This window comes from Streptomyces sp. NPDC054813, assembly GCF_053611365.1.
The window spans coordinates 155,315-182,239 of record NZ_JBSHAF010000023.1 but is presented as its reverse complement, the minus strand read 5'-3'; the positions used below and the strand labels follow the sequence as shown (position 1 = coordinate 182,239).

The following is a 26,925-nucleotide window of genomic DNA, read 5'->3' as shown; positions in this document are numbered from 1 at the left end:
GTGGCGGCCGGGGCCGTCACCGCACACGAGGGGGCAATCCCGTCATGGGGAACGGAGACACGCGGGTGCGGGGCCTGGCCGCCCGGGCCGGCGGCTGGAGCGCCCGGCACCGCTGGGCCGCCGTCGGCATATGGGTACTGTTCGTCGTCCTGGCGATGGGACTCGGCTCGGCGGCCGGCCGGGTCGACGTCGACGAGAGCGACCAGCTCAAGGGCGAGACCCACACCGCAGCGAAGATCATCGACGACGCGGGGATCAAGGAACCGGCCGCCGAGACGGTCCTGATCCAGTCCAAGGACCCGTCGGTCAAGACCACGGACGCCGGGTTCAGGTCCGCCGTCGCGGAGGTCGTCAAGGCGGTCGACGGCACCGGCAAGGTCACGGACATCACCTCGCCGTACGCCACCGGAACCATCTCGAAGGACGGCCGCAGCGCGCTGGTCCAGTTCGACATGCGCGGCGACGCGGACACCGCCGCCGAGCGGGTCGAGCCGGTGCTGGACGCGGTGGCCGGGGTGCAGAAGGCGCACGGCACGCTGCGGATCGCGGAGATCGGCGGCGCCAGCATGGACAAGCAGTACGGCGACGCCTTCGGCAAGGACTTCAAGCGGGCCGAGTACTCCGCCGTGCCGGTGGCCTTCGGCATCCTGCTGATCGCCTTCGGCGCACTGGTGGCCGCGCTGCTGCCGGTCGGCCTGGCGATCACCGCGATCATGGCGACGATGGGCCTGATGGGCCTGGTCAGCCATCTGCAGCCGATGAGCGACACCGCCAACTCCGTGATGCTGCTGGTCGGCATGGCCGTCGGCGTCGACTACTGCCTGTTCTACCTGCGCCGGGAGCGCGAGGAGCGGGAGGCCGGCCGGGACGCGGGCGCGGCGCTGCGGATCGCCGCCGCCACCAGCGGCCGGGCCATCATCGTCTCCGGTGTCACGGTCTGCGTGGCGATGGCGGGCATGCTGTTCACCGGCCTCGCCGAGTTCGAGGCGATGGGCCTGGCCTCCCTGATGGTCGTCGCGGTCGCCATGGTCGGCTCGGTCACCGTCCTGCCCGCCCTGCTCTCCCTGCTGGGCGAGCGGGTCGAGAAGGGCCGGATCCCGTTCCTGCGCCGCCGTGGGCGCGCCCACGGCCCCTCCGAGAGCCGGTTCTGGAGCGCCGTACTGCGGGGTGTGCTCGCCAGGCCGCTGGTCTCCGCGCTGGTCGCGGTCGGCGCGCTGCTCGCGGTCGCCGCACCCGCCCTCGGGATGAAGACCTCACAGCTCACCCTGGACCAGGAGTTCGGCGGGTCGCTGCCGATCGTGCAGACCTACGACCGGGTCAACCAGGCCTTCCCCGGCGGCTCCGAGCCGGCCGAGGTGGTCGTCAGGGCGAAGGACATCAACGCCCCCGAGGTCAAGCGGGCGCTGACCGACTTCCGGGAGCAGGCGATCAGTTCGGGTGCCTCGCGCGGCCCGGTCGACATCAGGCTGCACGACGCCCAGAACGTCGCCCTGATCTCCGTACCGCTGGTCGGCGGCTCCGACCTGGACAAGGCCGGCAAGAGCCTGGAGAAGCTGCGCGACCAGGTACGGCCCGCCACGCTCGGCAAGGTCGACGGGGTGCAGGCGCCGGTGACCGGGAACGTCGCGGGCAACGAGGACTTCAACGACCAGCTGATGGGCTCGGTCGTCCCGGTCTTCGCCTTCGTGGTCGTCTTCGCCTTCCTCCTCATGCTGCTGTCGTTCCGGTCGCTGACGGTCGCGATCACCTCGATCCTGCTCAACCTGCTCTCGGTCGGCGCCGCCTACGGCGTCCTGGTCGCCGTCTTCCAGCACGGCTGGGGTGCCTCCCTGGTGGGCGCGGAGGGCGTCGGCGCGATCGTCAGCTGGCTGCCGCTGTTCCTCTTCGTGATCCTGTTCGGCCTGTCGATGGACTACCACGTGTTCGTGGTCTCCCGGATCCGCGAGGCCCGGCTGCGCGGCCGGTCCACCAGGGACGCGATCCAGCACGGGGTGGTCACCACGGCCGGGGTCGTCACCAGCGCCGCCGTCATCATGGTCGCCGTGTTCGCGATCTTCGGGACGCTGTCCATGCAGTCCATGAAGCAGATGGGCGTGGGCCTGGCGGTCGCGGTCCTCATCGACGCGACGGTCATCCGGGGCGTGCTGCTCCCGGCGGTGATGGCCCTGCTCGGCGAGCGCAACTGGTACCTGCCGCGCTGGCTGCACCGGCTGCCGGACCTGACCCACGACGAGTCGCCGGAGCCGGTGGCGCCGCCGGTGACCCGGGGCGAGCAGGACCGGCTGCCGGTCTGAGCCCGGACAACGCCCGCTGACACAGGGTCTATTGGCCTCCGGGGGAGCCAACGGGCCCTGTTCGGTGCACACGGGTGCTCAGCGCTGTTGACTTGCTCCTCGCCCTGAATGGCGAGGATTCTGGCCTTCTCGATCGTCGCTGTGCCGCTACGCGGCACGGTTTCCGGTCTCGAATCCGTGGCTTCCTGTTTCTTCGCGCTGTGCCGGGATCGCTCCAGGTCTTACCGGCGCTCCGCAGGCCGATACCGCCAGTCCGGCGGCCGTCTTCACGTTGAGTGCGGCGTTGTGGTCCCGGTCGTGGACGGTGCCGCAGGCGGTACAGGTCCATTCGCGGACGCTCAGGGGTTTGGGTCCGTCTTTGATGCCGCAGGTGGAGCAGACCTGACTCGTCGGCTCGAACCGGCCGATCTTCACCAGGGTGCGGCCGTACCGTTCCGCCTTGTACTCCAGCATGCTGATGAACGCGGACCATCCCGCGTCGTGCACCGACTTGGCCAGCTTCGTGCGGGCCAGTCCCGCCACCGAGAGGTCCTCCACGGCGATCCCTTGGTTCTCGGAGATCAGCTTCATGGAGAGCCGATGGTGGAACTCACGGCGCGCATCAGCGACCTTGACGTGGGCGCGGGCAACCTTGAGGCGGGCCTTGGCCCGGTTCTTCGATCCCTTCTGCTTGCGGGACAGCTCCTTTTGAGCCTTCTTCAGCTTCTTCTCCGCGCGCCGCAGAAAACGCGGGGAGTCGATCTTCGTGCCGTCGGAGAGGACCGCGAAGTGGGCGAGGCCGAGATCGATGCCGATGGTGCGGTCGGTCTCCGGCATTCGCGCCTGGTCAACGGCAGGGTCGGTGGCAATGACGAAGGAGGCGAAATACCTGCCGGCCGCGTCCTTGACGACGGTGACGGAGGACGGCGTGGTGGGCAGCGTGCGGGACCACTTCACCTTCACCGCGCCGATCTTCGGCAGGTCCAGACGGCCACTGTCAGTGATCTTCCAGCGGGCGTTGGCGGTGAACCGGATCGACTGCCGGGCGTCCTTACGGGACTTGAACCGTGGCGCTCCCACCTTCGGTCCCTTGCGCGTGCCCTTGAGGGAGGTGAAGAAGTTGCGGTACGCCCTCTCGGCGTCCCTCAGGGACTGCTGCAGCACCACTGCGGACACCTCACCCAGCCAGGACCTTTCCTTCGTCCGCTTCGCCCCGGTGATCAGCTTCCGGGACAGCTGACCGGCCGTCGGGAACGGCTGCTCAGCCTTTCGCGCGTCTTCACGGACGCGGACCGCGTGGTTGAACACCACCCGGGCACACCCGAACGCCCTGCCCAGCCCGGTGCGCTGACCGGCATTCGGGTAGAGCCTGAACGCGTACCGGAGCTGCATGCCAATCACCCTAAAGAGCCCGAACATCCACTGTCGCCAGGAACATGCGTGCGAGATGTCACCTGAGCCCCGCACTGCCCGACTCCGCCGAGACAACACCGCGACGCTCCGCGTCGCCACCACGAGATTCGCTCCTCCCCCGGCCTGAAGGCCGGAGCACTGCGAATGAATCCCGGTAGCGGGCGAGGACGAGGTTGCCGTCCTTCCCCAGGCGGTGGCGGAGTTCGTCGAGGCCGATGGCGCCGCTGTAGTACGACTGGAGGGCGGGGGTGGCCACCTTGTCCTTCCACTCCGGGTAGCCGCGGACCGCGAGAAGACCAGCACGATGCTCGCCAAGTCGTGCTGTCTGGTGCGGTTTGAAGCTGAGCATCAAGAACATGACGCGCTCGGCGAAGGGAACCGTCGAGCAGCCCGGCAAGAACGTCCGGCAGAAGGCCGGGCTGAACCGGGGCATCCTCGCTCAGGGGTGGGGCCTGCTGAGGCGGCGCACGGGGCAGAAGGCTCCGGTCCGGGCCGAGGATGTGCCCGCGCCCTTTACGTCGCTGCGGTGCAGTGCCTGCGGATAGATCGAGAAGAAGTCGCGCAAGAAGCAAGCCGACTTCGTCTGCGTGTCCTGCGGCTTCACCTGCAACGCCGATGAGAACTCAAGCATCAACGTCTCGGCAGGACAGGGCGGGATCTCCCGCCCCGGCGAACAGCCGGTGCCGGAGGGGTGACAACGGCCACCAGCCGTTCGAGCTCCCGTGAACCTCAACCCGCCTGGGTTGGAATCCCCCTCTTTCAAGAGGGGGAGGATGTCAAGGCCCCAGTCCGGCCCGACTGGGCGTCGGTGAACGCCAGCAGGATCCCGTAGAGCAGCGGACCGACGCTCAGGACGAGGATCGGGATCAGGGCCGGCAGAACCAGGAACCAGGCGCCGTGGCCGGTCAGGCGTGCGGCGGCCGGTCGCCGCACGGTGGCCACGTTCGTCGCCAATGCCACGTCATCCCCCCTTTGCGCGGCCCGGTCGGACCCGGTCATGGTCGTGAAGGCAGGTTGTCTCGTCAAGGCACCGCGCACCACCCGCCGCTACCTCCGTGGATGCGAGACTGGCCGGCGGATGGCGAGAAGAGGGCGCCGTGTGCACCCGCACAGCCGCGGGGGCGCGCGGGCACCGGGAACGGACACGGAGGCGGACGATGGACGAGGCAAGGGCGCGGGACGTACTGGCCGCGGCGGATGTGCTGCCCGGTGCGGCGGCTGACGCCCCGCTCCTCGCCCTGGGCGAGAACGCGGTGTTCGCCGCCGGCGACCTGGTGGTGAAGGTCGGCCGGGACGCCGAACTCCTCGACCGGGCCCGGCGAGAACTGGAGATCGCCGGGTGGCTGGCGGAGGCGGGCGTCCCGGCCGTACGGGCCGCCGAGCCGAAGGCGCGGCTCGTGGACGGCCACCCGGTGACCGTGTGGCACCGGCTGGCGGATCCGGTACGGCCCGCCGAGCCGCGCGATCTGGCCGAACTCCTGCGGATCGTGCACGCGCTGCCCGCTCCTCCCTTCGCGCTGCCGCCCCGCGAGCTGCTGGGCGGTGTGGAGCGCTGGCTGCGGCTCGCCGGCGACGCGATCGCCCCCGTGGACGCGGCCTATCTGCGGGAGCGCCGGGACGGCTTCGCGGCGACCGCGGCCGCGCTGACACCACAGCTGGCTCCGGGGCCGATCCATGGGGACGCGCTGCCCCGCAATGTGCACGTCGGTCCGGACGGTCCGGTGCTGGTGGACCTGGAGACCTTCTCCTCGGACCTGCGCGAGCACGACCTGGTGGTCATGGCGCTCTCCCGGGACCGGTACGGCTTGCCCGCCGAGGCCTACGACTCGTTCGTCGAGGCCTACGGGTGGGACGTGCGGGAGTGGGCGGGGTGCGGAGTGCTGCGCGGGGCCCGGGAGACGGCGAGCTGCGCGTGGGTCGCCCAACACGCGCCGAGCAACCCGAAGGCGCTGAAAGAGTTCGAGCGCCGGGTGGCGTCGCTGCGGGAGGGCGACGAGTCGGTGCGCTGGTATCCCTTCTGAGCACCAGCGCTCCGCAGGGGCGCGGGGCTGTATTGGATGTGCGGCTACCGCCGCGTGGGCGCGACCAGCCACGACGAAGCCGCAGACGACCGACGGCGCATCTCGGCACTTGCAGCGGAACGCTCAGACCGCTTCGGCCAGCTCCCGCAGCGGCCACGCCCCGTCCACCACCGCGCCGGCCTCTCCCTTGCGGCGCAGAAAGCTCTGGAAGTCCGCGGCCCACTCCGCGTACCACTCCACCTGGCGCCGGTGCAGCTCCGCCGGCCCCAGCGCCGCGATCTTCGGGTGGCGCTCGGCTATGGCCCCGGCCAGGCGCGCCGCGGCGAGGGCGTCCGCCGACGCGTTGTGGGCGGCGGCGAGGGTGATGCCGTACTCGGCGCAGACCGCTTCGAGGTTGCGCTTGCCACGGCGGTAGCGGTCGACCCAGCGGTCGATGGTGTACGGGTCGATGACCGGCGCGGGGTCGAGGCCGCCGAGGCGGTCGGAGAGGGACGGCAGGCCGTGCCGGCGCAGCTCCGCGGAGAGCAGGGTGAGGTCGAAGGTCGCGTTGTACGCGACGACCGGGACGCCTGTCTTCCAGTACCCGGTGAGGACGTCCGCGAGGGCGTCGGCGACCTGGTCGGCCGGGCGGCCCTCGGCCGCCGCCCGCTCGTTGCTGATGCCGTGCACGGCCACCGCGTCGGCCGGGATCTCCACGCCCGGATCCGCCAGCCATTCGCGGCGGCCCAGCTCCTGCCCGGCCCTGACCTCGATCACGGCGCCCGTGACGATACGCGCCTCGCGCGGATCCGTACCCGTCGTCTCCAGATCGAAGCCGATCAGGAGCTCTTGGTGCCAGCCCATGGGCGGTCCCCCTTCTTGGTGGTGCTTTCCCCCAGTGGTCTCCACCCTCGCATGCGCCACTGACAATCAGAGGACCGCGTTCCGCTTACCGTCGCACCCGTCTCAGGACACAGGGCGCGAATCCGCCCAAGCCATTTCGAACTCCTCGCGGTATGTCGGGAAGAGTCCCGCTTCCAGGACGTCGTCCGACTTGACCACCTTGTCGCCGTTGCGCAGGACCAGCACCGGCGACTCCATGCCCCGCGCCCCGCGCAGATAGGACTGGACGATCCCGACCCCGTCGGCGCCGTCGCCGTCGACCAGGTAGGCGGAGAAGCGCGGGGTGTCGTCGTAGACCTGGATCTCGAAGGCGCCCGGATCGCGCAGCCGGGAGCGGACCCGGCGCATGTGGAGGATGTTCATCTCGACCGAGCGGGAGAGTTCACCCCGTTTCATGCCCAGTTCGCGCTCGCGGCGCTTGATCGCGCTGGAGGCGGGGTTGAGGAAGAGCAGCCGGACCCGGCAGCCGGTCCCGGCGAGCCGGACAAGGCGGCGGCCGGAGAAGTTCTGCACGAGCAGGTTGAGGCCGATGCCGATGGCGTCCAGCCGGCGCGCGCCGCCGAAGAGGTCCTCGGCCGGGAACTGACGCATGAGCCGGACCCGGTCGGGGTGGACGGCGACGACGTCCGCGTAGCGGTCGCCCACCAGGTCCTCCACCGCGTCCACCGGCAGCCGGCGTGCGGAGGGCACGTCACCGCCCGCGCCGAGCATCTCCAGGAGCCGGGCGGAGGCCCGCTCGGCCTGGTTGAGGACGGCCTCGGAGAGCGCCCGGTTGCGGGAGACGACGTTGCGGGTCACCTCCAGCTCGTCGAGGGCGAGTTCGACGTCCCGGCGTTCGTCGAAGTACGGCTCGAAGCAGGGCCAGTGCTGCACCATCAGCTCGCGCAGCTGCGGCAGCGTCAGGAAGCTGATCACGTTGTCGTCGGCCGGGTCCAGCAAGTAGCCCTTGCGACGGCTGACTTCGCGGACCGCGACCGCCCGCTGGACCCATTCCTGACCGGCGGGCCCGGCCGCGGCGACCACCCACTCGTCGCCGTGGACGGGTTCGTAGATGGGCCGCAGCACGGCGGCCACGACCGTACGCAGCCGCTGCTCGACCAGGTTCAGCCAGATGTAGGCACGGCCGGCCCGCTGGGCGCGCGTACGCACCTCCAGCCAGGCGTCGGCGTCCCAGTCCAGCTCCGGCCCGATGGAGCCCGAGGCGTCCATCGGCCGGGCCAGGGACACCGCGCCGGGCGGGACGTCTGTGGAGTTCCCCTCGTGACCCTCGTCACCAGGGGGCAGCTCCAGGCCTCCCGAGCCCACCCGTGCACCGCCTTCCGCTCCCCCGAACCTTCCCCGTGCCAACGATCAAGGAAGGGTACTCCGGGAGCGGTCGGCGGTGCAGCAGGATGGACAGGTCGTTTCTCAACTACCGTTTCCGGGCTGTCCGTTCTGATCAGCGAGGGCGGCCGGAGTGAGCGGATTCATAGCGGTGACATCCCGCGGGGCGATGGAGAAGCCCTGCCAGTGGACCGGCATGGGCTGCTGGTCCTCGTCGCGCGCGATGTGGTGGAAACCGACGTTCACCCAGACCACGGGGTTGGTGAGGGTCTGCCCGTTGACCCACTGGTCGACGGTCTTGGGGTGCCCGTTGGCGCAACCCGGGTTGTTGCTGGCAAACAGCTCGCACTTGTCGTACTGGGTGAAGTAGACGTCGTGCTTGGTGAAACCGTGACCCGGGTACTTGTTGGTGGCGCCCTGGACGATCTCGTACGAACGGGCGTGCCCGTCCTTGTTCTTGCCGGCCGTGCTGACCACCCGCCACCAGCGCATGTTCTTGGAGTCACCGGCGAGTTCCTTGGTGACGTTGGTGCGGGTGGTCTTGTTGGTGGGCGCCTCCTGGCCGTGCGCGGGTGCGCTGACCACCGAGTCGTACTGCTCGACACGGCTCTTGGAGGAGCCGTCGAGGTCGAAGTCCAGCTTCCAGAACACGTTGTGGGCGTGGCTGGTCGCGTAGGCGTGGGCGCCCTTGCCGATCGGCCAGCCGCGGCCGTCCCCGGCGTCGTAGTCGCCCGGGGAGAGGCTGCCGGTGGCGCCGACGTTCATGTTGATGGTGCCGTCGTCCTGGAACCGCCACTCGGTCATGTACTCGTACCAGCCGACCTTGTTGACGGTGTAGACCAGCAGGTCCTTGCCCTGCTGCTGGTACACCCGGTTGCCGGTGTCGGCCTGCATCCGGTACGCGTGGCCGCGCGAACGGGTGGTGGTGCACAGGCCGTTGACGTTCGGGTGGGCCGGGTCCCAGGCGTCGGGGACCTTGACGGTCTTGATGGTGCCGCCGGGGCACTCGGCCGAGGCGAGCGGCACCAGGCCCTGGGCGAAGCCGAAGCCGGTCAGGTCGTCGTACTCGACGCTGCCGTCGTCGTAGGGGACGTCGATCTGGCCGAGCCGGGCGCTGGAGAGGACCTTGATGGGGGCCGACTCGCCCTTGGGCTGGTAGGAGATGTGCTCCAGGACCAGTCCGGCCTTGCTGTCGTAGCGCCAGCACATCCGCCAGGTGGTGCCGGTGGAGAGCTTCTGCTCGATCCGGTAGGCGGCGGAGCAGTCGGCGGCGGGCGCGGCGGCCTGCTTGGGCTGGGCGGCGGCGGGTCCGGCCGCGGTGGTCGCGCCGGCGGCCAGCGCGGCCACGGACAGGCCTACGGCGGCCGTCCGGCGGGCGCGGCGGATTCTGTTCGGGTGCATGACGAAGTGACTCCTCGTGCGGGAGATGCAGTCGAAAAGGAGAAGGAGTTCGGGAAAGGCGAACGGGACCGGCGGCTCAGCGGCTCAGCGGCTCAGCGGCTCAGCGGCCGAGCTTGACGACCTTGCGAGCGCTCAGGTCGACGATCAGGGAACGGGCGTCGATCCAGGGCCCGTTCTTGACCTTCGGGAAGAGCCGCACACAGCGGTGTTCGCCGCACTTGTCGAGCGCGGCCGGCTGGGCGCCCGGAGTGGCGCGGTAGACCGCGCTGTTGAGCAGCAGCTGCTGCTCCGGGGAGGTGAGGTCCTCACCCGTGGCGTCCTTGAAGTCCGCCTTCAGGCCGGCGCCGAGCGGGTCGGCGACGAGCAGCTGGAGCGCCTCGACGTTCTCGTCGTGGCTGAGCGGCGGCTGGACGCCCTGCCGGGTGGTGGTCTGCTCGACCTTGCCGGTGTCGAGATTCACGGTCCGGGTCACGAGGCTGTCGTCCCGGTAGTCGTAGAACGTCACGTCCGCGCGCCGTGGCGCGTTCGTGGCGTCCAGTTCGTTCGCGTTCGGCTCGGCCAGGTCGACGCTGATCCGCTGCGGGCCGCGCCGGCCCTCGACGTTCTCCCCGGCGTTGAACATCTGCTTGGTCAGAGCGAGTTGTTCGACGCGCTTGGTCTCGTCGTCGGTCAGCGGGTCGCTGCCCGTGCCCTTCTTCCCCTCGGCCGGCGCCTGCTCCACCACGCCCGGCTTGACGGCGTCCGTGCCCTGCCCGGCCTGCCGAGCGGCGACCGCGCCTGTCCCGTCACTCCCTCCCGAGTCGTTTGCCCCCGCCGTACCCGGCAGGGTGATCCCGACCATCACGGCGGTCCCCGCAACCGCCAAGCCCGCACCGGCCACCACTTTGCCCAGATGGCGGTGCACTATCTTGCGCACATCTTCCCCCTACTCCCCCTTGGTCACAGGGAGTACGTGTTTGCCCCACTGGTTCGGCACACTTCGCCACATGGGCCGCTGTGTGCACTGGTCGCCGGGTAAGAGGGGCGTAAGTCACCTGGGGTTCCATTACTTTCGGGCAGACTCATGACCAAGGCGCCCCCACGCGCAATGCACACCTGGAAGAGTCGACTTCATGCAGGTCTGGCCTGGAGAGGCATATCCGCTCGGTGCCACGTACGACGGCGCCGGGACCAACTTCGCGGTGTTCACGGAGACCGCGGACCGAGTGGAGCTGTGTCTGCTGCACGACGACGGCTCCGAGACGGCGGTGGAGCTGCGCGAGAGCGACGCCTTCGTCCGGCACGCGTACCTGCCGGGGGTGATGCCCGGGCAGCGCTACGGCTTCCGGGTGCACGGCCCGTACGACCCCGGACGCGGGCTGCGCTGCAACTCGGCGAAGCTGCTGCTCGACCCGTACGCGAAGGCGGTCAGCGGGTCGGTGCGCTGGGGCGAGGAGGTGTACGGCTACCACTTCGGCGACCCCGACAAGCGCAACGACCTCGACTCGGCCCCGCACACCATGACCTCGGTGGTGATCAACCCGTACTTCGACTGGGGCGACGACCGGCGGCCGCGCACCGAGTACCACCACACGGTGATCTACGAGGCCCATGTGAAGGGCCTGACCATGCGCCACCCGGGCCTGCCCGAGGAGCTGCGCGGCACCTACGCGGGTCTCGCGCACCCGGCCGTCATCGAGCACCTGACGGAGCTGGGCGTCACGGCGCTGGAGCTGATGCCGGTCCACCAGTTCGTGAACGACCACCGGCTGGTCGACATGGGCCTGAACAACTACTGGGGCTACAACACGATCGGTTTCTTCGCCCCGCACAACGCGTACGCCTCCTGGGGCGACCGCGGCCAGCAGGTCCTGGAGTTCAAGTCGGCGATCAGGGCGCTGCACGAGGCCGGGATCGAGGTGATCCTGGACGTGGTCTACAACCACACCGCCGAGGGCAACCATCTGGGCCCGACGCTGTCCTTCCGGGGTCTGGACAACCCGTCGTACTACCGGCTGACCGACGACCCCCGCTATTACATGGACACGACCGGCACCGGGAACTCCCTGCTGATGCGGTCCCCGCACGTCCTCCAGATGATCATGGACTCGCTGCGCTACTGGGTCACCGAGATGCACGTCGACGGCTTCCGCTTCGACCTCGCGGCGACGCTGGCCCGGCAGTTCCACGAGGTGGACCGGCTGTCGTCGTTCTTCGACCTGGTGCAGCAGGACCCGGTGGTCTCCCAGGTGAAGCTGATCGCCGAGCCCTGGGACGTGGGCGAGGGCGGCTACCAGGTGGGCAACTTCCCGCCGCTGTGGACCGAGTGGAACGGCAAGTACCGCGACACCGTGCGCGACCTGTGGCGCGGCGAGCCGCGCGCGCTCGCGGAGTTCGCGTCCCGGCTGACCGGCTCCTCGGACCTCTACCAGGACGACGGCCGCCGCCCGCTGGCCTCCATCAACTTCGTGACCTGCCACGACGGGTTCACCCTGCACGACCTCGTGTCGTACAACGACAAGCACAACGCGGCCAACGGCGAGGACAACCGGGACGGCGAGAGCCACAACCGCTCCTGGAACTGCGGGGTCGAGGGACACACCGACGACCCCGGGATCCTCGAACTGCGCGAGCGGCAGATGCGCAACTTCGTCGCCACGCTGATGCTCTCCCAGGGCGTGCCGATGATCGGCCACGGCGACGAGTTCGCGCGCACGCAGCAGGGCAACAACAACGCGTACTGCCAGGACAACGAGGTGTCCTGGGTGGACTGGCCGGCCCCCGAGGACGACAGCGGCCTGCTGGCCTTCACACGCGCGATGGCGCGGCTGCGCAAGGAGCACCCGGTCTTCCGGCGCCGCCGCTTCTTCCACGGCCGCCCGGTGGAGGGCACCCACGACGAGCTTTCCGACATCGCCTGGTTCACCCCGGAGGGCCACGAGATGGCCCAGCAGGACTGGGGGTCGGCACAGGCGTCGGCCCTGACGGTGTTCCTCAACGGCAACGCGATCTCGGAACCGGGCACCCGCGGGGAGCGGATCGCCGACGACTCCTTCCTGCTGATGTTCAACGCCTCGCCGGAACCGCTGGAGTTCCTGGTGCCGGTGAACCACGGCCGGCAGTGGGAGGTGGTGGTGGACACGGCCCGGGCCGAGGAGGTGCCGCCCGGTCCGAAGGTGGACGGGGGCGCACGGCTGACGTTGGTGGGGCGGAGCCTGACCGTTCTGAAGAGGCCGGCGTAGGGGGCGCGCTCCGGTGGGCTGTTGTACGGGTGCGGGCCGGCGGGGGCTGGTCGCGCCCACGCGGCGGAGCCGCACATGGATACAGCCCCGCGCCCCTACGGGGCGCTCTGCCGTACCCGGTGACAGAGAATCCGGCGGGGCGGGTACGTAGGTCTCCATGACAGCCGAGCGAATCCCCGCCACCGTGCCCACCTCCACCTACCGCCTCCAGCTCCAGCCCGACTTCCCCTTCTCGGCCGCCGAAGCCGCCGTGCCGTACCTCTCCTCGCTCGGCGTCTCCCACCTGCACCTCTCCCCCGTCCTGGAGGCCGTCCCGGGCTCCACGCACGGCTACGACGTCGTCGACCACGCGCGCGTGCGGGAGGAACTCGGCGGCGAGGAGGGGCTGCGCGCCCTCGCGCGGACCGCGCGGGAGCACGGTCTCGGGCTGGTCGTGGACATCGTGCCGAACCACATGGCCATGTCCCCCCGGCACAACCACGCCCTGTGGAAGGTCCTGCGGGAGGGCCCCGAGTCGCCGTACGCGAGCTGGTTCGACATCGACTGGGAGGCACAGGGCGGGCAGCTGCTGATGCCGGTGCTCGGCGGCCCGGTCGGCGAGGTCCTCGGGCAGCTCGTGGTCGACGGCGACGTGCTGCGCTACCACGAGCACGCCTTCCCGCTCCGGGAGGGCACCGCGGACCTGCCGCTGCCGCAGCTGCTGGACGCCCAGTGGTACCGCCCGGTGTGGTGGCGGCTGGCCCGGACCGAGCTGAACTACCGGCGGTTCTTCAGCATCTCCGAGCTGATCGGGGTGCGGGTGGAGGACCCGGAGGTGTTCGGGGCCACCCACGTCAAGATCCTCCAGCTGCTGCACGAGGGGGTGGTGGACGGGCTGCGCGTCGACCACCCCGACGGACTCGCCGACCCCGACGGCTATCTCGCGCAGCTGCACGAGGCGACCGGCGGGCGCTGGACGGTCGTGGAGAAGATCCTGGCCGACGGCGAGCGGCTGCCGGCCGGCTGGCCGGTCGCGGGGACCACCGGGTACGACGCGCTGCGGCAGGTGGACGGCTTGTTCACGGATCCCGCGGGCGCCGGTGAACTGCTGGGCGAGTACCGGCGGTTCGCGGCCCCGCAGACGGACCGGGGCGGCGACTGGGCGGCGACCGTACGGCGGGCGGCGTACAAGGTACTCACGCACGAGCTGGCGGCCGAGACGGACCGGCTGACCCGGGTCGCCACGCGCGTGTGCGCGACCTCTCCGGACCCCGCGCTGCGCGACCGGGCGCCGTGGGCGCTGCGCATCGCGCTGGAGGAGCTGCTGGTACGGATGCGGGTGTACCGGCCGTACGCCTCCGGTGACGCGGGTGCCGTGGTCACCGAGCGGGCCGCGCAGGAGGCGGGGTCCGCCTTCATGGTGCCCGAGGAGGGCGGGGCGGTGGACGTGGTGCGCGGGCTGCTGCTCGCGGCGGACGACGGGCCCGGGCCCGCGGAGTTCCGGACGCGCTTCGCGCAGACCTCCTCGGCGCTGCGCGCCAAGTCCGTGGAGGACACGGCGTTCTACCGCTATGTGCCACTGCTGTCCGCGACCGAGGTGGGCGGTGATCCCGGCAGCCCGGGCGTCTCTCCCGACGACTTCCACGCGTACTGCGCGCGCGTGCAGCGCGACTGGCCGCTCTCCGGGACGGTGGTGACAACGCACGACACCAAGCGCAGCGCCGATGTCCGGGCGGCGCTGGCCGTGCTGACGGAGTGCCCGGAGCAGTGGGCGGACGTGCTGACCGAAGTGACCCGGGACGGGGCGGGCGTACCCGACGCGCAGCTGGCGTGGGCGGCCTGGCAGACGGTGTTCGGGCTCGGCCCGGCGTCCCCCGAGCGGGTGCAGGGTGCGCTGCTCAAGCATGTGCGGGAGGCCGGCCTGTACACGAGCTGGACGGAGCAGGAGCCGCCGTACGAGGAGGCGGTCGCCTCGTTCGTCGCGGCGGGGCCCTGCGGGGCGCCAGGAGAGCCCGTGGCGGCCTTCCGGGCCTCGCTGGGGCCGCAGGTCCGGGCGAACATCCTCGGCACGGCTCTGGTCCATCTGACGATGCCGGGCGTGCCGGACGTCTACCAGGGCACGGAGGGCGAGTTCCGGGCGCTGGTGGACCCGGACAACCGGCGGCCGGTCTCCTTCCCGCCCGAGCACCCGGGCGAGAAGGACGCGGTGACGACGGCGGCGCTGCGACTGCGGGCACGGCGCCCGGGCGTCTTCGGCGACACGGCGACGTACCTGCCGCTGGAGGCCGAGGGCCCGGCCGCCGCACACTGTCTGGCGTTCGCACGCTCCGGGGAGGCGGTCACCGCGGTGACCCGGCTGTCGCTGCGGCTGGCCGCGGCGGGCGGCTGGCGGGACACGGTCCTGCCGCTGCCGCCTGGGCGGTGGGCGGACGTGCTGGCGCCGGAGCGGGAGTTCACGGGGCGCGCGCGCGTGGCCGAGCTTTTCGAGCGGCTGCCGGTGGCGCTGCTGGAGCGAGTCGACGGCGGGGGCGACGAAGACGACGGGCGCTGAGGGCACCGAGGGGCATATTCACTCGTACGGGTGAATATGAGGCCGGGGTGGGGGGTTGCCGAAACTCGTCGGGCGTCCGCCGCGTCCGTAAAGGCGCGCGGAGCCGTTCCGCGCCCCGTAGTGGCTTCGCACCCCCACCGGCGACAACCGCCCCGTCGGCCGACGGGGCATGCACCTGGGCGCCCCCTGGAGCCTCCCCCGGGAGGTTCTTGACAGTTCACCTATGCCGTGCGGGACTGGGGAATGCGAAGCCGGGCGGACAAGTCGGGGGTGAGTCTCCTGCCGGAGCTGCGTTACCCCAGTGTTCCCGAACTGGTCGCGACCGCCCGGGCGTTGGCCGCTCACCGGCCCGGCCTGTGCACGTTGCGGCAGATCGGCGTCTCCCGCGCGGGCAGACCGCTGCACCTGCTGTCCGTGGGGCACGACCGGCGGGCGGTGCTGGTGGTCGCGGGCGCCCACGCCAACGAGCCGACCGGGGGCGGCACCCTCCAGGCGCTCGCCGAGCGGGTGGTCATGGAGCGGGACCTACGGGCGGAGACCTCCTGGCACTTCCTGCTGTGCGCGGACCCGGACGGCGCGAGCCTGCACGTCACCCCGGCGCCGCGCAGCCTGCTCGACTACCACCACGGCTTCTACCGCCCGGCAGGTCCCGAACAGCCCGAGTGGTCGCCGTCGGTGCTGCCCCCGGACCGGCTGCCGCCCGAGACCCTGGCCCTGCTCGGGGTGATCGACGAACTGCGCCCCTACCTCCAGGTGACCCTGCACGGCACAGATCTGGGCGGCAGCTGGGTGCAGTTGACGAAGGACGTGCCCGGGCTCGCCGAACCGTTCGCCAAGTCCGCGGCGGAGCTGCACATCCCGGTGGAGACGGGCGCCTCGGACGCCGCAGGCTGGCCGGCCTCCGGTCCCGGGGTCCGCGTCATGCCGGGTCCGGGGACGGGGGTGGCCTACCCGAGCCTGCCGGACGACGCACGGCACAGCACCTGGTACCACGCGCACCGCTACGGCGGCCTGACGGCAGTGGTCGAGGTGCCGATGTGGGCGAGCGACCTGGTCGACGACCCGGCGCCGCACCCGGCGCCGGCCGCGGCGATGCGGCGGCTGGCGGGCCGGCTGCTGCGGGACTCGCGGGAGGTGGAGCGGGTGCTGACCGAGGCGCTGCCCCGGCTGGACGGCCTCCTGGACGGCCCACTGCTGCGGGCGGCCCGCTGGGCGCTGGGGCTGATCCCCGGACTGGCCGAGGACTGGATCCGCCGGCCGCCGATCGACACCACGATGGCGTACGTCGGCAGCGTGGACGCCTTCGGGCGACGGCTGCCGTTGCGGGCGGCGTCGATGCTGCTGCGGGTGCTGCGGGAGGCGGACGACCGTGCGGTGCCGCGGCTGGAAGAGCTGGTGGCCTCCTGGTGCGACGCCTACGGGGAGCGCTTCCAAGCCCGCTGGGTGCCGTTGGAGCGCCAGGTGGAGCATCAGTCCAGGACGGTGCTGGCGGCCGCGCAGCACGCCCGTGAGCGGGCAGCGTGAGGCTCCGGGGCCGGGCCGGTGGTTCACGCCCCGGGAGCCGCACGCCGCCGACGGGTTCAGCTGTCGAGGGCGAAGACCGGTCCGGTGCGGGCCGCCATCCCGCAGGAGTTCGAGAACGTCTCGCGGTACTCGATCGGCCGGCCGTTCCACTGCCCGCGCGCCTGCGCGGTCACGGGGGCGTAGACCATCGGGCACATGGCGTCCCTGACCGGGGTGAGGCGCGCGATGTCACCGCCCACCGTGTCGAGTTCGGCGCAGGCATCGGCAGCGCGGGAATGCCCCTCGGGCGGGTCGCACAGCAGCAGCGTGGCGCTGGACCGGCCGTCCCCCTTGGTGACGGTCAGGTACAGGTAGTCGCCGCCGAGGGTGGCACCGGGCGCGGCCTGGGCCGGGCCGGCGGCGAGGAGGGCGGCGGCCGCCAGCAGGGCGCCGCCGGCCGCTGTCGCTCTGATCAGATGGCTCATTCCCGGTGCATCGGCACAACGGCCTCCGCGCCCCAGCCCGACTCACCCGAACGAGCACGCACGCGCGTGTGGCGTAGTGCCAGTTCGAAGGCGCTCAGGACCACCCGCGTCTGGTACTCGGCCTGGCGTGCGACCGGGATCCAGCGCGCGCCGAAGGCCTGGTGGTAGTCCGCGCACCAGTCGTCGATCAGCCGGTCCAGGTCGGGCAGGGCACCGGCGGGGTCGTGGCCGGTGCCGCGCAGCAGCCGGTGCAGCAGTCCGGCGGTGCGCAGGACCAGCCGACGCCCGGCGATCCGCAGGGCGGCCAGATGGGCGGTGCTCAGCGGGGGCAGCGGGCGGGCGCTGCCGGCGTCGGTACCGGGGTCCCAGGCGTCGGCGAGGCCCGGGCAGACGAGTAGGTAGTCGTCCACCGGCGCGAGCAGCCGGGCCGCGTCCGGCGCGGCGGACAACTGGGGCCGGATCCGGGCCAGGACGCCCTCCAGGAGGCCGGTGTCGTGCCGCAGGGTCCGGCTGACGGCGCGCAGCGCGGCGTCCCGGTCGGCGGGCGGTGCGCCGTCCTGGACGGCGGCCACGCCCCACATGGGCGCCTCGACGATGGCGGTGACGGTGCCGTGCCGGTGCGGATGGAACCAGGTGGAGTCGACGGCCGCCTCGGTGATGGCGGCGACCAGATCGCCCCGGCGGGGCGGCGGCACCCGGTAGACGGCCGGGCCCAGGGTGGGCCAGTACAGGGTGTCGTAGGCGCCGAGTTCGCGGGGGATGCCGAGCCGGCTCGCGGTGTGTGCGAGGCGCGGGGCGAGGCCCGGCAGGTCGTCGGTCAGCTCGACGAAGCCGCCGCCGACGTCGACGCCGTGCAGCGAGCACTGGAGGAAGGGCCGCAGCTCGTCCTGGAGGTCCAGCAGGGCCCGGGTCTCGGGCAGCGCGACGGCGTCGGCCCCGTCGGGCAGCCATTCGGGCTGCTCCAGGAAGCCGGGCCGGAAGAAGTTCCGGAAGTAGTGGCCCAGCGTGTACGGCCCGGCCAGCCAGCCCTCGTTGCGGCGCGAGCCGTCCGGGTCCAGGCACAGCAGCAGGTTCCAGGTGACGTCGGCGTCCTCGGTGAGCCGGGGGTCGGCGAGGACCCGGTCGGCGAGGCGGAGCGCGGTGGCGCCGCCGACGGGTTCGTTGGCGTGCGGGCCGGCCACGACGAGGGCATGCCGGCTGCCGTGACCGATCGAAAGCAGCCACAGCGGGGTGCCCGCGCGGGAGGTGCCGATCCGGCGCAGCCGAGCCTCCCGGGGGTGCTCGGCGACCAGCCCGGCCGCCCGCGTTTCCAGCTCGTCCACGGACGGATAGCGGAGGAGTGACGGCAGGGCACACCTCCACGACGCGCCGTCGGTTCACCTGATGTGCATGATGCACGCACAGTCAGTCACGACTCGAGGGGTACGTCAACACCGCGGCGGACAAACGTTTTTCAGCCACTTGAGAAAAGGTGCGAACTCAGTGCGTCGAGAGCCGGAAGCAGACCCGGCCGAAGCCGATCTGGTCGCCTTCGCGGACCACGGCGGCGCCGATCACCCGGCGGCCGTTCACGGTCGTGCCGTTGGTGGAACCGAGGTCCCTGAGGACCCACAGGCCGCCTTGCCGGTGGAGTTCGGCGTGCACCCGGGAGACCGTCTCGTGGTTGAGCCGCAGCCCGTTGGCCGGGTCACGGCCGATGCGCAGCGGATGCCCGGCGCCGGGGTGCGGCAGCAGCAGCTTGGGCAGCCGCTCGGACTGCCAGGCCCGGCGCAGCCGTACCGTGAACCCGGAGACGGCCTCGACGGTACCGAAGAGCACGCGCGCGAAGCGGCTCTCCTGGGGCAGGTCGGCGGTGAGTACGGCAAGTTCGTCCACGCGGTGGGCGGCGAGGGCCAGCTCCATACGGCGCACGAACGTGTCGTGCGACAGCCGTCCCATGGCGACGCCGTCGCGCAGCACACTCAGCGCCTTCTCGCGCTCCGCGTCGGACAGCCGCGCGGGATAGGTGTTGAACTCGAAGGACGACGTCACGCTGCCGATTCTGGGTCAGTGAACCCCGGGTGTCCAGAAAACGGGGAAACGGCCGTCACGCGCGCGTACGTACTGCGACACCCGTCGGCAAAGCCGGGATTCAAAGCGGATTGATCTCTTTTCACGGCACGATGGACGGACTACCTCACGATGAGCCAGACGAAGGGGAACCGTCCGTGCAGTTCGAGGTGTGGGCACCGCAGGCAGACCGTGTGACGCTCCATTGCGACGGCGCAGCACGCGCGTTGGAGCGTGATCCGCGGCGACCGGGCTGGTGGGCCGGGGAGGCGGACGCCGAGGACGGCACGCGCTACGGGTTCGCGCCGGACGACGGTCCGGTGCTGCCCGACCCGCGCTCGCGACGCCAGCCGGACGGACCGGACGGGCTCAGCGCGGTCGTCGACCACGGACGGTACGCGTGGCGTGCCGCGTGGCCGGGTCGCGCGCTGCCGGCCGCGGTGTTCTACGAGCTGCACGTGGGCACGTACACCCCCGAGGGCACCCTGGACGCCGCCGCCGGACGCCTGGACCATCTGAAGGAACTGGGCGTCACGCACGTGGAGTTGATGCCGCTGTGTCCGTTCCCGGGCCGGCACGGCTGGGGGTACGAGGGGGTCTCGCTGTGGGCGGTGCACGAGCCGTACGGCGGACCCGAGGCGCTGAAGCGCTTTGTCGACCGGGCGCACGGACTCGGGCTGGGTGTCGTCCTGGACGTGGTCCACAACCACCTCGGCCCGTCGGGCAACTACCTGCCCGCGTTCGGGCCGTACTTCACGGAGACGCACCACACGCCCTGGGGCGCGGCGGTCAACCTGGACGCGCCCGGTTCCGACGAGGTGCGCGCGTACCTGGTGGGCAGTGCGCTGGCCTGGCTGCGCGACTACCGGATCGACGGGCTGCGCCTGGACGCGGTGCACGCGCTGTGCGACACGCGCGCGTGCCACTTCCTGGAGGAGCTGTCGTCGGCCGTCGCCGGTCTGGCGGCCGAGTCGGGCCGGCCGTTGTTCCTGGTCGGTGAGTCCGACCTGAACGACCCGCGGGTCATCACCGCGCGCGCGGAGCACGGGCTCGGCCTGGACGCGCAGTGGAACGACGACTTCCACCACGCCCTGCACACCGCGCTGACCGGCGAGTCCCAGGGCTACTACGCCGACTTCGCGCGCGCCCCCCTCGCCGCCGTCGCCAAGACCCTCACCGGCGGTTACTTCCACGACGGCACCTACTCCAGCTTCCGGGGCCGCCACCACGGCCGGCCGCTGGACCGGGCGCGGGTGGCCGGGCACCGGCTGCTCGGCTACACCCAGACCCACGACCAGATCGGCAACCGCGCCCAGGGCGACCGGCTTTCGGCCACGCTCTCGCCCGGCCTGCTGGCCTGCGCGGCCACGCTGACGCTCACGGCGCCTTTCACACCGATGCTGTTCATGGGCGAGGAGTGGGCGGCGGGCACCCCCTGGCAGTTCTTCACCGACCACACGGACCCGGATCTGGCGGAGGCCGTACGACGCGGCAGGCGGCGGGAGTTCGCGGCACACGGGTGGGCCGAGGAGGACGTACCCGATCCGCAGGACCCGGCGACCCGGGACCGGTCCTGCCTGGACTGGTCGGAGCCGGAACGCGAGCCGCACGCGCGCGTGCTGGCCTGGTACCGCCGGCTGATCGCCCTGCGCCACGAGCAGCCGGACCTCACCGACCCCGACCTCGCCGACACCAAGGTGGCGTACGACGAGGAGGCACGCTGGCTGGCGTTCCGGCGCGGTGACGTGCGGGTCGCCGTGAACCTGGGCAAGGAGCCGGCCGCGATCCCGCTGGGCACCGCCCGGGTCGAGGTCCTGGCCGCGTGGGAGACCGTGACGGCACCGGACACGAACGGGCTGCTGCGGGTGCCGGGCGAGTCCTGCGTGGTACTGACCCAGGCGTGAGCACGCGCCTACCGGCGTACGGGATGTACGCATGCCGGCTGGGACACGCATAGGGCGTGCACGCGCGCGTGCCCTACGTCTCCTCGTCCGTGTCGTCCTCCCGGAGGTCCGACACGCGCTCGAGGAGGATCGCCTCCCAGGCGCGCCGGAGCTGGGTGCGCAGCAGGGGCAGGGGGCTGTCGTCGCGGCCTTCGAGGCGGTCGGTGAGGCGGATGACGGTGTCGCAGCGGGCGAGCCACAGGCCGCGCAGGCAGGGGCGGGCGCCGTAGCCGGCGAGGGTGGCCGCGCGGACGGCCGCACCGGAGCCGACCGCGAGGGCGAGCCCGGCGATGTCCTCGGCGGGGTCGCCCACCGCCGCGTCGGTCCAGTCGAGGACGCCGCGCACCCTGCCGTCGGCGCTCACCACCAGGTGCTCGCCCTTGAGGTCGTGGTGGGCCAGCACGGCCGTACCGGGCTGGGCGGCGAGCTGGGCGGCGCCCGGCGGGGTGAAGTGGAGCAGGGGTGCGGGGTCGAACTCGTCGGCGACGGCGAGGCGTTCGGCGGCGGGCAAGGCCATCCGGCGCAGCGCCTCCAGGGATCTCGGTGGGGTACGCGGCACGCCGAGCGTCTCGGCCTGCCGTACCGGCACCTCGCGCAGCCCGGTGAGCAGCCCGGCCAGATCGGCCTCGCCGACCGCGGAGACGTCGTGCTCCTCGGCCGTACCGCCGGGGATCGCGGTGTCCAACGTGTAGGTCAGCCCGGGCGCCCACTCGCCGTGCGCGACGCCGGCCGGGACCGCGACGGGCAGGTGCGGACGCACCAGGTCACGCAGGCGCAGTTCGCGGCGCTGGCGTGCGGCGGCCTCGCGGTCGGGCGCGAGGCGCAGCACGTACCGGGTGCCGACCCACCAGGTGGAGTGCTCACCGCCCGCCGCCACGGGCCGGATGTCGGGGCCCGGGGTTCCGTCCGCGCTCTCCTTGAGCAGCGAACGGACCAGTCGGCGGACGGTGTCCGCGGTGGGTGTCGGTGCCTGGGTCATGGATCGCGCCGTTGCCGTTCGGGGTCGGGTAGGGGCGAGAAGGTACGCCGGGGCCGGCTCGGTCAGCCCACTATGACCATCTCGCGGGTGGTGTTGTTGAAACGACGCCCGCCCTCCTCGGTCACCGTGACGATGTCCTCGATCCGCACCCCGAAGCGGCCGGGCAGGTAGATGCCGGGCTCCACGGAGAAGCACATCCCGGGCACCAGCGGCTGCTCCTCGCCCTCGATCATGTACGGCGGCTCGTGCGTGGTGACGCCGATGCCGTGGCCGGTGCGGTGGATGAAGAACTCGCCGTACCCGGCATCGGTGATGACCGCGCGGGCGGCCCGGTCGACCTCCTGGCAGGCGGCACCGGGGTGTACGGCCCGGAAGCCGGCCTCCTGGGCCGCGCGCACGATGTCGTGCACCTCGCGTTCCTCGGCGGTCGGCGGGCCCACGTGCACCGTTCGGGTGGTGTCGGAGCCGTAGCCGTCCTTGAGGCCGCCGAAGTCGAGGACGACCATGTCGCCGTCCTGGATGACGCGGTCGCCGACCTCGTGGTGCGGGTTGGCGCCGTTGGGACCGGAGCCGACGATGGTGAAGTCGACCTGGTCGTGACCGAAGCGGCGCAGCAGGTCGGCGAGGTCGTGGCCGACGTCGGACTCGCGGCGGCCGGCGAAGGGAACCTTGCGGATCTCCTCGAACGTTGCGTCGGCAGCCGCTCCGGCGGCGGCGAGGAGTTCGAGTTCGGCCGCGTCCTTCACTGCGCGGAGCATGGGCAGCGCGTCGGTGAGGGAGGCGTAGGAGGTGTCGGGGAGTGTCTTCTGCAGGCCCAGCAGGTGCATGGCCCATGCGTTGTCGCTGATACCGAAGCGGCCGTCCTTGGCGAGCAGGCCGGCGGTGACGGTGTAGGGGTCGGTGCCGTCGGTCCAGTCCCGCAGGGTCAGGACGGCCGCGCCGTCGGCCTTCGCGGCGTCGGGGGCCTCCAGGGTGGGGACGACCAGCACGGGGTCCTCGCCGGGGGTCAGGACGAGGAGGGTGAGCCGTTCGGTGACCGCGGTGGGGGTGTAGCCGGTGAGCCACACCATGTCGGGGCCGGGGGCGATCAGGAGGCCGGCGAGTCCGGCGTCGGCCGCGGTGTGCGCCGCGCGCGTCATGCGGGACTTGTAGTCGCCGGCGGTGAAGGGCGCGGGCGTGCTGCCGGTCATCCGAGCCTCCCTGTGCGGGTGAGGGGACTGTAGGGGCCTCGGCATGCATCCTGCCGGGTGCGGCGTGGCCGCGCGAGCCGGTTTGGGTATAGCCGCCGTCGTGGGTTGCGGTCGTGCTGCCGGTGCGGGTGGGTCGTGGCTGGTCGCGCCCACGCGGCGGAGCCGCACATCTGTACGGCCTCGCTCCCCTGGGCAGATCAGGTCACGACGCCGGGGACGACCGTCAGCTGCTGATACCCCCCGCTCTCGTGCCGCACCGTGAGCTTGGCCTCCTTCCCCGGATGCGCCTCGGCCACCGCGCGTGCCAGGTCCGCGGCGCTGTCGATCCGCCTGTCGCCGAGCTGGAGGAGCACGTCACCGCGCACCAGGCCCGCCGTGTAGCCCGGGCCGGGCATGTGGACGCCTACGACCAGCGCGCCCACCTTCTCGGCGTCCACGGCCTCCACTCCCAGGGTCGCGGCTGCCGTCGGCGAGGGGGTGGCGGTCACCGACGGTGCGGGGCTCGGTGTCGTCGGCGGAGCCTGCTGCCGCAGTTCCGCCAGTCTGCTCATGCCGATCACCGTGGCGCCGGCCGTGCCGAGTCCGACCCCGGTCAGCAGCAGGACCGTGCCCACGGACAGGCCGAACACCAGGGACCTGACGCGCCGGCCGCGTCGGCGTGCGGCGTGCGGGTGCCGGGCCGGGCCGGGTTCGGGGCCGTCCCGGCGTTCCTGACCGGGGATGGGCTTGGGACGCAAAGCGGTCTGTTCCATGGTTCGCCTCCAGCCGCAGCTCTACCCGGCGCACGCGGGCGCGACGAGACACGAACGAGTGAGACTGCCCCTGGGTCAACCACGGGAAGCCTCAGCCCTCACTCGCGCCACCTGACCACCACCCGCGACGGCGGCGGCCGCCGCTCGCGCCTTGAGCGGGAGGACGGGTATGGCGGCCCCGCCGTCCGGCTCATGGCCGGCCGGCCGCGTTGTCAGCGGCCAAGGCGGCCGCGAACCATGTTCACCATGGCGTTGACTTCATTGATGCGCATCATGCGGGCGAGGGGGATGAACAGAGCGATCAGTACGGTCGCTCCTGCGACGAGTGCGGTGAGCGCGGCAACGGCGGGGGTGTGAATCGCCGTCATCAGCCAGGCAGCGACCGATCCGGCTGCCAGGGATGCGGGAAGGCTGGCCCCGATGAGACGCGCGTAGGTTCGGATGACTTCACGGCCGTCGAGGTCGCCGCCGAGTCGGCTGCGGAGTCGTCTCCAGGCGACGCCGACGCCGATGACGTAGGCCAGGCCGTATGCGGTGGCCATGCCGGTCACGGCCCACCGCGCGGGGAGCAGGAGATAGGCGGCGAGAGATCCGCCGGCGTTCACGAGCGCGACGATGAGGGTGTTGAAGAAGGGCGTTCGGGTGTCTTCGTAGGCGTAGAAGCCGCGCAGTACTACGTATTGCACCGAGTACGGGATCAATCCCAGGGCGAAGGCCATCAGGACGAAGCCGATGTTGCGGGCGCCTTCCTCGCCGGCTCCGGCGTAGAGCAGCTGGATCAGAGGCACGCCCAGAGCGAGAAATGCGAAGGCACAGGGAACGATGGCGACTGCTGATGTACGCAGCCCCTGTGAGATGTCGTCTCGGACTGCTCCGTGATCGCCGTCGGCGGCTGCGCGGGCGATGCGGGGAAGGATGGCTGTCATTACGGAGACGGTGATGATGGCCTGCGGCATCTGCCACAGCAGGAGCGCGTAGTTGTATGCGGTGATGCCGGTGCCGGGGTGTCCGGCCTTCTCTGCGGTCGCGCCGGCGGCGGTGGCAAGTCGCGTGACGACGACCATGCCGGCTTGATTGACGAGCACGAACAGGAAGGTCCATTTCGCCAGGCCGAGAGCCTTCCCGAGGCCATGACCACGCCAGTCGAAGCGCAGGCGGATCCGGAATCCCGAGTCGCGCAGGTAGGGGACCATGGCCAGCGCCTGAACCGCCAGCCCCAGAAGGGTGCCGAGGCCGAGCAGGCGTACTCCCTGCGGCGTGATCGTCGATGCCGACATGCCCGAGTGGTCAGCCGAGCCGAACACCCAGACGAATGACCCGAAAGCAGCGATGATCAGGATGTTGTTCAGGACGGGCGTCCACATCATGGCACCGAACCGCCCGCGCGCATTCAGGATCTGCCCCATCACCACGTGAATCCCCATGAAGAACATGGTGGGCAGGCAGTAACGGGCGAAGGCGACCGCGACACGCAACTGGTCGGGGTGAGTGGCCATCGAGGGCGACATGATACGGATGAATTCCGGTGCCGCAACGACACATATCAGGGTGGTCGAGCCGAGAAATGTGATGACCAGGGTGATGAGACGGTTGGCGTATGCGGCACCCCCGTCGGAGTCCTCTTTCATCGATCGCACCAGCTGCGGAATGAAGACCGCGTTGAGGGCCCCTCCGCCAACCAGCACGTAAATCATGGTGGGTAGCGTATTGGCCACCTGATAGGTGTCGTTGAGCGTTCCCACACCTAGCGCAGCTCCCATGACCAGAGTGCGCAGAAAACCAGTCAAGCGTGACACCAGAGTTCCGGCCGCCATCAAAGCGCTGGACTTCACAAGACCGGGAGGCTGCTTACCGTCGGAGCTTTCGCCGGCGACCGGCACCGCCTCGGTCACGACAGGATTCATGGCCGAGGCAGAGTCGGACACCCGGCGAATCCGGAGTGTCTCGAAGTCGCGGGCAGCCCCGTCCGGCACGGCACGCCGGCCGCGATCCCGCGCCCCGGACTCCGGGGCGGCTGCGCGGCTGCCGTCACCTTCAACATTCATGCGTGATCCATCGCTCCGTATCTCTGGCCCCCACTGGGCAGCCACCATACCGGCGCGGCAACTCCGGGACGCCCGCAGGACGTTGTGGTCAGCGTGCTCCGACTCCCCGACGCCTCTGCCGTCAGACACGGCAGCCGCAAGTCCTGATCGTGGAGGTGTCGACCGGGAGTTGCACCTGTCGGCCGGCTGGGCCCGCCGATGTGACGTGGATCATCCCAGCCTCGGTGCCGCACTTACCTTCTGCTACCAATATCCACTTCTATTGCGAAAACTTCGGGCGGAATACGGGTCAAGAAATATTAATTATTGCCGATTCTCGGCCACCCTGACCGGAAATAATCACTGGCAATCCCTGGGAGCCCCATAGATAGTTAGCGACCGCACGTGAAATCAGGCAAAAGTAAACCGCTTCTCCACGAGAGGAAAACAAATGCGTCGAATAGTGGCGACAGTCGCAGCGACGGGTTTCCTGTTCGCACTCGGAACGGGTGTCAGCGGGGCGGCAACGCCGACCAACTCCGGGACCCACGACCAGATCGTGAGCCCCAAAGCGAGTTACAGCTTCGCATGCACCCTGCCGCAAGGTTCCTACGCCAACTACTCGTTCAGCGACGGAATCACGTCCACCAGGATCTACTACAACAACCACTGTTCCAGTGGGATATACGTCAGGGTACACGTCGCCGCGGGCAGCTCCTGCTGGCTCACCCCGACCGGCAAGTCCAGCGCAGTCTTCGATGCCGGGGTGACGGGCATCACCGAAGGATGCTGAGAGTCCATTCTCTGCTGACGCAGCGGCGGATCTGAAAATCACCCACGAACCCGTTTCAGTCCGATCTCCCGCTTTCACGAGCGGACTTGTCCTGACGGCGGGGAATCTGTCGGGTGCGCGGGCGGGTGCGGGACGGTCTTGCC

The 26,925-nt window shown here is 71.0% G+C and carries 20 protein-coding genes and 2 pseudogenes; 8 read left to right on the top strand and 14 right to left on the bottom strand.

The annotated features are described in order from the left end of the window. Positions 1–44: 44 nt before the first annotated feature. On the top strand, positions 45–2,294 hold the full coding sequence (locus ACWGJB_RS36925) for an MMPL family transporter (protein ID WP_453384410.1): 2,250 nt from the start codon (positions 45–47) through the stop codon (positions 2,292–2,294). Between the two features lie 147 nt (positions 2,295–2,441). Here ACWGJB_RS36925 and ACWGJB_RS36920 read toward each other — a convergent pair whose 3' ends face one another. Next, positions 2,442–3,665 (bottom strand): RNA-guided endonuclease InsQ/TnpB family protein, encoded by a 1,224-nt coding sequence (locus ACWGJB_RS36920; RefSeq protein WP_453384409.1) that lies wholly within the window; start codon positions 3,663–3,665, stop codon positions 2,442–2,444. A 172-nt stretch (positions 3,666–3,837) separates the two neighbouring features. Continuing rightward, positions 3,838–3,978, bottom strand: a pseudogene (locus ACWGJB_RS36915) (sugar ABC transporter substrate-binding protein); the annotation flags it as partial. A gap of 64 nt (positions 3,979–4,042) precedes the next feature. Here ACWGJB_RS36915 and ACWGJB_RS36910 point away from each other — a divergent pair. Continuing rightward, positions 4,043–4,231 (top strand): hypothetical protein, encoded by a 189-nt coding sequence (locus ACWGJB_RS36910; protein ID WP_453384408.1) that lies wholly within the window; start codon positions 4,043–4,045, stop codon positions 4,229–4,231. A 241-nt stretch (positions 4,232–4,472) separates the two neighbouring features. Here the strand turns inward: ACWGJB_RS36910 and ACWGJB_RS36905 are convergent. After that, a pseudogene (locus ACWGJB_RS36905) lies at positions 4,473–4,685 on the bottom strand (hypothetical protein); the annotation flags it as partial. Between the two features lie 158 nt (positions 4,686–4,843). Between ACWGJB_RS36905 and ACWGJB_RS36900 the strand changes: the two are divergent. Continuing rightward, positions 4,844–5,707: a phosphotransferase enzyme family protein gene (locus ACWGJB_RS36900; protein WP_453384407.1), complete on the top strand. Its 864-nt coding sequence runs from the start codon at positions 4,844–4,846 to the stop codon at positions 5,705–5,707. Positions 5,708–5,830: 123 nt separating this feature from the next. On the opposite strand, the gene ACWGJB_RS36895 is transcribed toward ACWGJB_RS36900, so the two are convergent. The 4 genes from ACWGJB_RS36895 to ACWGJB_RS36880 form a co-directional block, all read right to left on the bottom strand. Continuing rightward, entirely contained in the window at positions 5,831–6,550 is a 720-nt protein-coding gene (locus tag ACWGJB_RS36895; protein ID WP_453384406.1) for an exonuclease domain-containing protein, read from the bottom strand. A gap of 102 nt (positions 6,551–6,652) precedes the next feature. Continuing rightward, complete coding sequence (locus ACWGJB_RS36890) at positions 6,653–7,894, bottom strand: SAV2148 family HEPN domain-containing protein (protein ID WP_453384405.1); 1,242 nt, start codon at positions 7,892–7,894, stop codon at positions 6,653–6,655. Positions 7,895–7,996: 102 nt separating this feature from the next. Next, a complete protein-coding gene (locus ACWGJB_RS36885; RefSeq protein WP_453384404.1) occupies positions 7,997–9,313 on the bottom strand; it encodes a copper amine oxidase in 1,317 nt (438 codons plus the stop codon). 100 nt (positions 9,314–9,413) lie between these two features. Beyond that, the gene (locus tag ACWGJB_RS36880) at positions 9,414–10,229 is read right to left on the bottom strand and encodes a Tat pathway signal sequence domain protein (protein WP_453384403.1); all 816 of its coding nucleotides are present in this window, start codon (positions 10,227–10,229) and stop codon (positions 9,414–9,416) included. Positions 10,230–10,425: 196 nt separating this feature from the next. Between ACWGJB_RS36880 and glgX the strand changes: the two genes are divergently transcribed. The 3 genes from glgX to ACWGJB_RS36865 all read left to right on the top strand — a co-directional run bounded on the left by glgX (position 10,426) and on the right by ACWGJB_RS36865 (position 16,588). Continuing rightward, positions 10,426–12,534 (top strand): glycogen debranching protein GlgX, encoded by a 2,109-nt coding sequence (gene glgX / locus ACWGJB_RS36875; protein ID WP_453384402.1) that lies wholly within the window; start codon positions 10,426–10,428, stop codon positions 12,532–12,534. A 157-nt stretch (positions 12,535–12,691) separates the two neighbouring features. After that, positions 12,692–15,064 (top strand): malto-oligosyltrehalose synthase, encoded by a 2,373-nt coding sequence (treY, locus tag ACWGJB_RS36870; RefSeq protein ID WP_453384401.1) that lies wholly within the window; start codon positions 12,692–12,694, stop codon positions 15,062–15,064. 270 nt (positions 15,065–15,334) lie between these two features. After that, a complete protein-coding gene (locus tag ACWGJB_RS36865; RefSeq protein ID WP_453384400.1) occupies positions 15,335–16,588 on the top strand; it encodes a M14 family zinc carboxypeptidase in 1,254 nt (417 codons plus the stop codon). A 56-nt stretch (positions 16,589–16,644) separates the two neighbouring features. Here ACWGJB_RS36865 and ACWGJB_RS36860 read toward each other — a convergent pair whose 3' ends face one another. From ACWGJB_RS36860 to ACWGJB_RS36850, 3 genes are all read right to left on the bottom strand, one after another. Next, the gene (locus ACWGJB_RS36860) at positions 16,645–17,052 is read right to left on the bottom strand and encodes an SSI family serine proteinase inhibitor (RefSeq protein ID WP_453384399.1); all 408 of its coding nucleotides are present in this window, start codon (positions 17,050–17,052) and stop codon (positions 16,645–16,647) included. Then, on the bottom strand, positions 17,049–18,374 hold the full coding sequence (locus ACWGJB_RS36855) for a M14 family zinc carboxypeptidase (protein WP_453384398.1): 1,326 nt from the start codon (positions 18,372–18,374) through the stop codon (positions 17,049–17,051). The genes ACWGJB_RS36860 and ACWGJB_RS36855 overlap by 4 nt, the downstream gene beginning before the upstream one ends. A gap of 157 nt (positions 18,375–18,531) precedes the next feature. Beyond that, the gene (locus ACWGJB_RS36850) at positions 18,532–19,083 is read right to left on the bottom strand and encodes an FHA domain-containing protein (RefSeq protein WP_453384397.1); all 552 of its coding nucleotides are present in this window, start codon (positions 19,081–19,083) and stop codon (positions 18,532–18,534) included. A gap of 176 nt (positions 19,084–19,259) precedes the next feature. Here ACWGJB_RS36850 and treZ point away from each other — a divergent pair, with 176 nt between their 5' ends. Continuing rightward, the gene (treZ, locus tag ACWGJB_RS36845; RefSeq protein ID WP_453384396.1) at positions 19,260–21,005 is read left to right on the top strand and encodes a malto-oligosyltrehalose trehalohydrolase; all 1,746 of its coding nucleotides are present in this window, start codon (positions 19,260–19,262) and stop codon (positions 21,003–21,005) included. A gap of 73 nt (positions 21,006–21,078) precedes the next feature. On the opposite strand, the gene ACWGJB_RS36840 is transcribed toward treZ, so the two are convergent. The 4 genes from ACWGJB_RS36840 to murJ form a co-directional block, all read right to left on the bottom strand. Further along, positions 21,079–22,023 (bottom strand): aminoglycoside phosphotransferase family protein, encoded by a 945-nt coding sequence (locus ACWGJB_RS36840; RefSeq protein ID WP_453384395.1) that lies wholly within the window; start codon positions 22,021–22,023, stop codon positions 21,079–21,081. A 62-nt stretch (positions 22,024–22,085) separates the two neighbouring features. Further along, entirely contained in the window at positions 22,086–23,213 is a 1,128-nt protein-coding gene (locus ACWGJB_RS36835; protein WP_453384394.1) for an aminopeptidase P family protein, read from the bottom strand. 197 nt (positions 23,214–23,410) lie between these two features. Beyond that, positions 23,411–23,965, bottom strand: a complete 555-nt coding sequence (locus ACWGJB_RS36830) for a PDZ domain-containing protein (protein ID WP_453384393.1) — start codon at positions 23,963–23,965, stop codon at positions 23,411–23,413. A gap of 212 nt (positions 23,966–24,177) precedes the next feature. Beyond that, the gene (murJ, locus tag ACWGJB_RS36825; protein ID WP_453384392.1) at positions 24,178–26,010 is read right to left on the bottom strand and encodes a murein biosynthesis integral membrane protein MurJ; all 1,833 of its coding nucleotides are present in this window, start codon (positions 26,008–26,010) and stop codon (positions 24,178–24,180) included. A gap of 430 nt (positions 26,011–26,440) precedes the next feature. On the opposite strand from murJ, the gene ACWGJB_RS36820 reads away from it, so the two are divergent. Next, positions 26,441–26,782 carry a hypothetical protein gene (locus tag ACWGJB_RS36820; protein ID WP_453384391.1) on the top strand — a complete coding sequence of 114 codons (342 nt, stop codon included), beginning with the start codon at positions 26,441–26,443 and terminating at the stop codon, positions 26,780–26,782. The last annotated feature ends 143 nt before the right edge of the window (positions 26,783–26,925 follow it).

Coding starts and splice junctions, on each gene's coding strand:
- ACWGJB_RS36925 (WP_453384410.1), top strand. CDS start 45: ATGGGGAACGGAGACACGCGGGTGCGGGGCCTGGCCGCCCGGGCCGGC.
- ACWGJB_RS36920 (WP_453384409.1), bottom strand. CDS start 3,665: ATGCAGCTCCGGTACGCGTTCAGGCTCTACCCGAATGCCGGTCAGCGC.
- ACWGJB_RS36910 (WP_453384408.1), top strand. CDS start 4,043: ATGACGCGCTCGGCGAAGGGAACCGTCGAGCAGCCCGGCAAGAACGTC.
- ACWGJB_RS36900 (WP_453384407.1), top strand. CDS start 4,844: ATGGACGAGGCAAGGGCGCGGGACGTACTGGCCGCGGCGGATGTGCTG.
- ACWGJB_RS36895 (WP_453384406.1), bottom strand. CDS start 6,550: ATGGGCTGGCACCAAGAGCTCCTGATCGGCTTCGATCTGGAGACGACG.
- ACWGJB_RS36885 (WP_453384404.1), bottom strand. CDS start 9,313: ATGCACCCGAACAGAATCCGCCGCGCCCGCCGGACGGCCGCCGTAGGC.
- glgX (WP_453384402.1), top strand. CDS start 10,426: ATGCAGGTCTGGCCTGGAGAGGCATATCCGCTCGGTGCCACGTACGAC.
- treY (WP_453384401.1), top strand. CDS start 12,692: ATGACAGCCGAGCGAATCCCCGCCACCGTGCCCACCTCCACCTACCGC.
- ACWGJB_RS36860 (WP_453384399.1), bottom strand. CDS start 17,052: ATGAGCCATCTGATCAGAGCGACAGCGGCCGGCGGCGCCCTGCTGGCG.
- ACWGJB_RS36840 (WP_453384395.1), bottom strand. CDS start 22,023: ATGACCCAGGCACCGACACCCACCGCGGACACCGTCCGCCGACTGGTC.
- ACWGJB_RS36835 (WP_453384394.1), bottom strand. CDS start 23,213: ATGACCGGCAGCACGCCCGCGCCCTTCACCGCCGGCGACTACAAGTCC.
- ACWGJB_RS36830 (WP_453384393.1), bottom strand. CDS start 23,965: ATGGAACAGACCGCTTTGCGTCCCAAGCCCATCCCCGGTCAGGAACGC.
- murJ (WP_453384392.1), bottom strand. CDS start 26,010: ATGAATGTTGAAGGTGACGGCAGCCGCGCAGCCGCCCCGGAGTCCGGG.
- ACWGJB_RS36820 (WP_453384391.1), top strand. CDS start 26,441: ATGCGTCGAATAGTGGCGACAGTCGCAGCGACGGGTTTCCTGTTCGCA.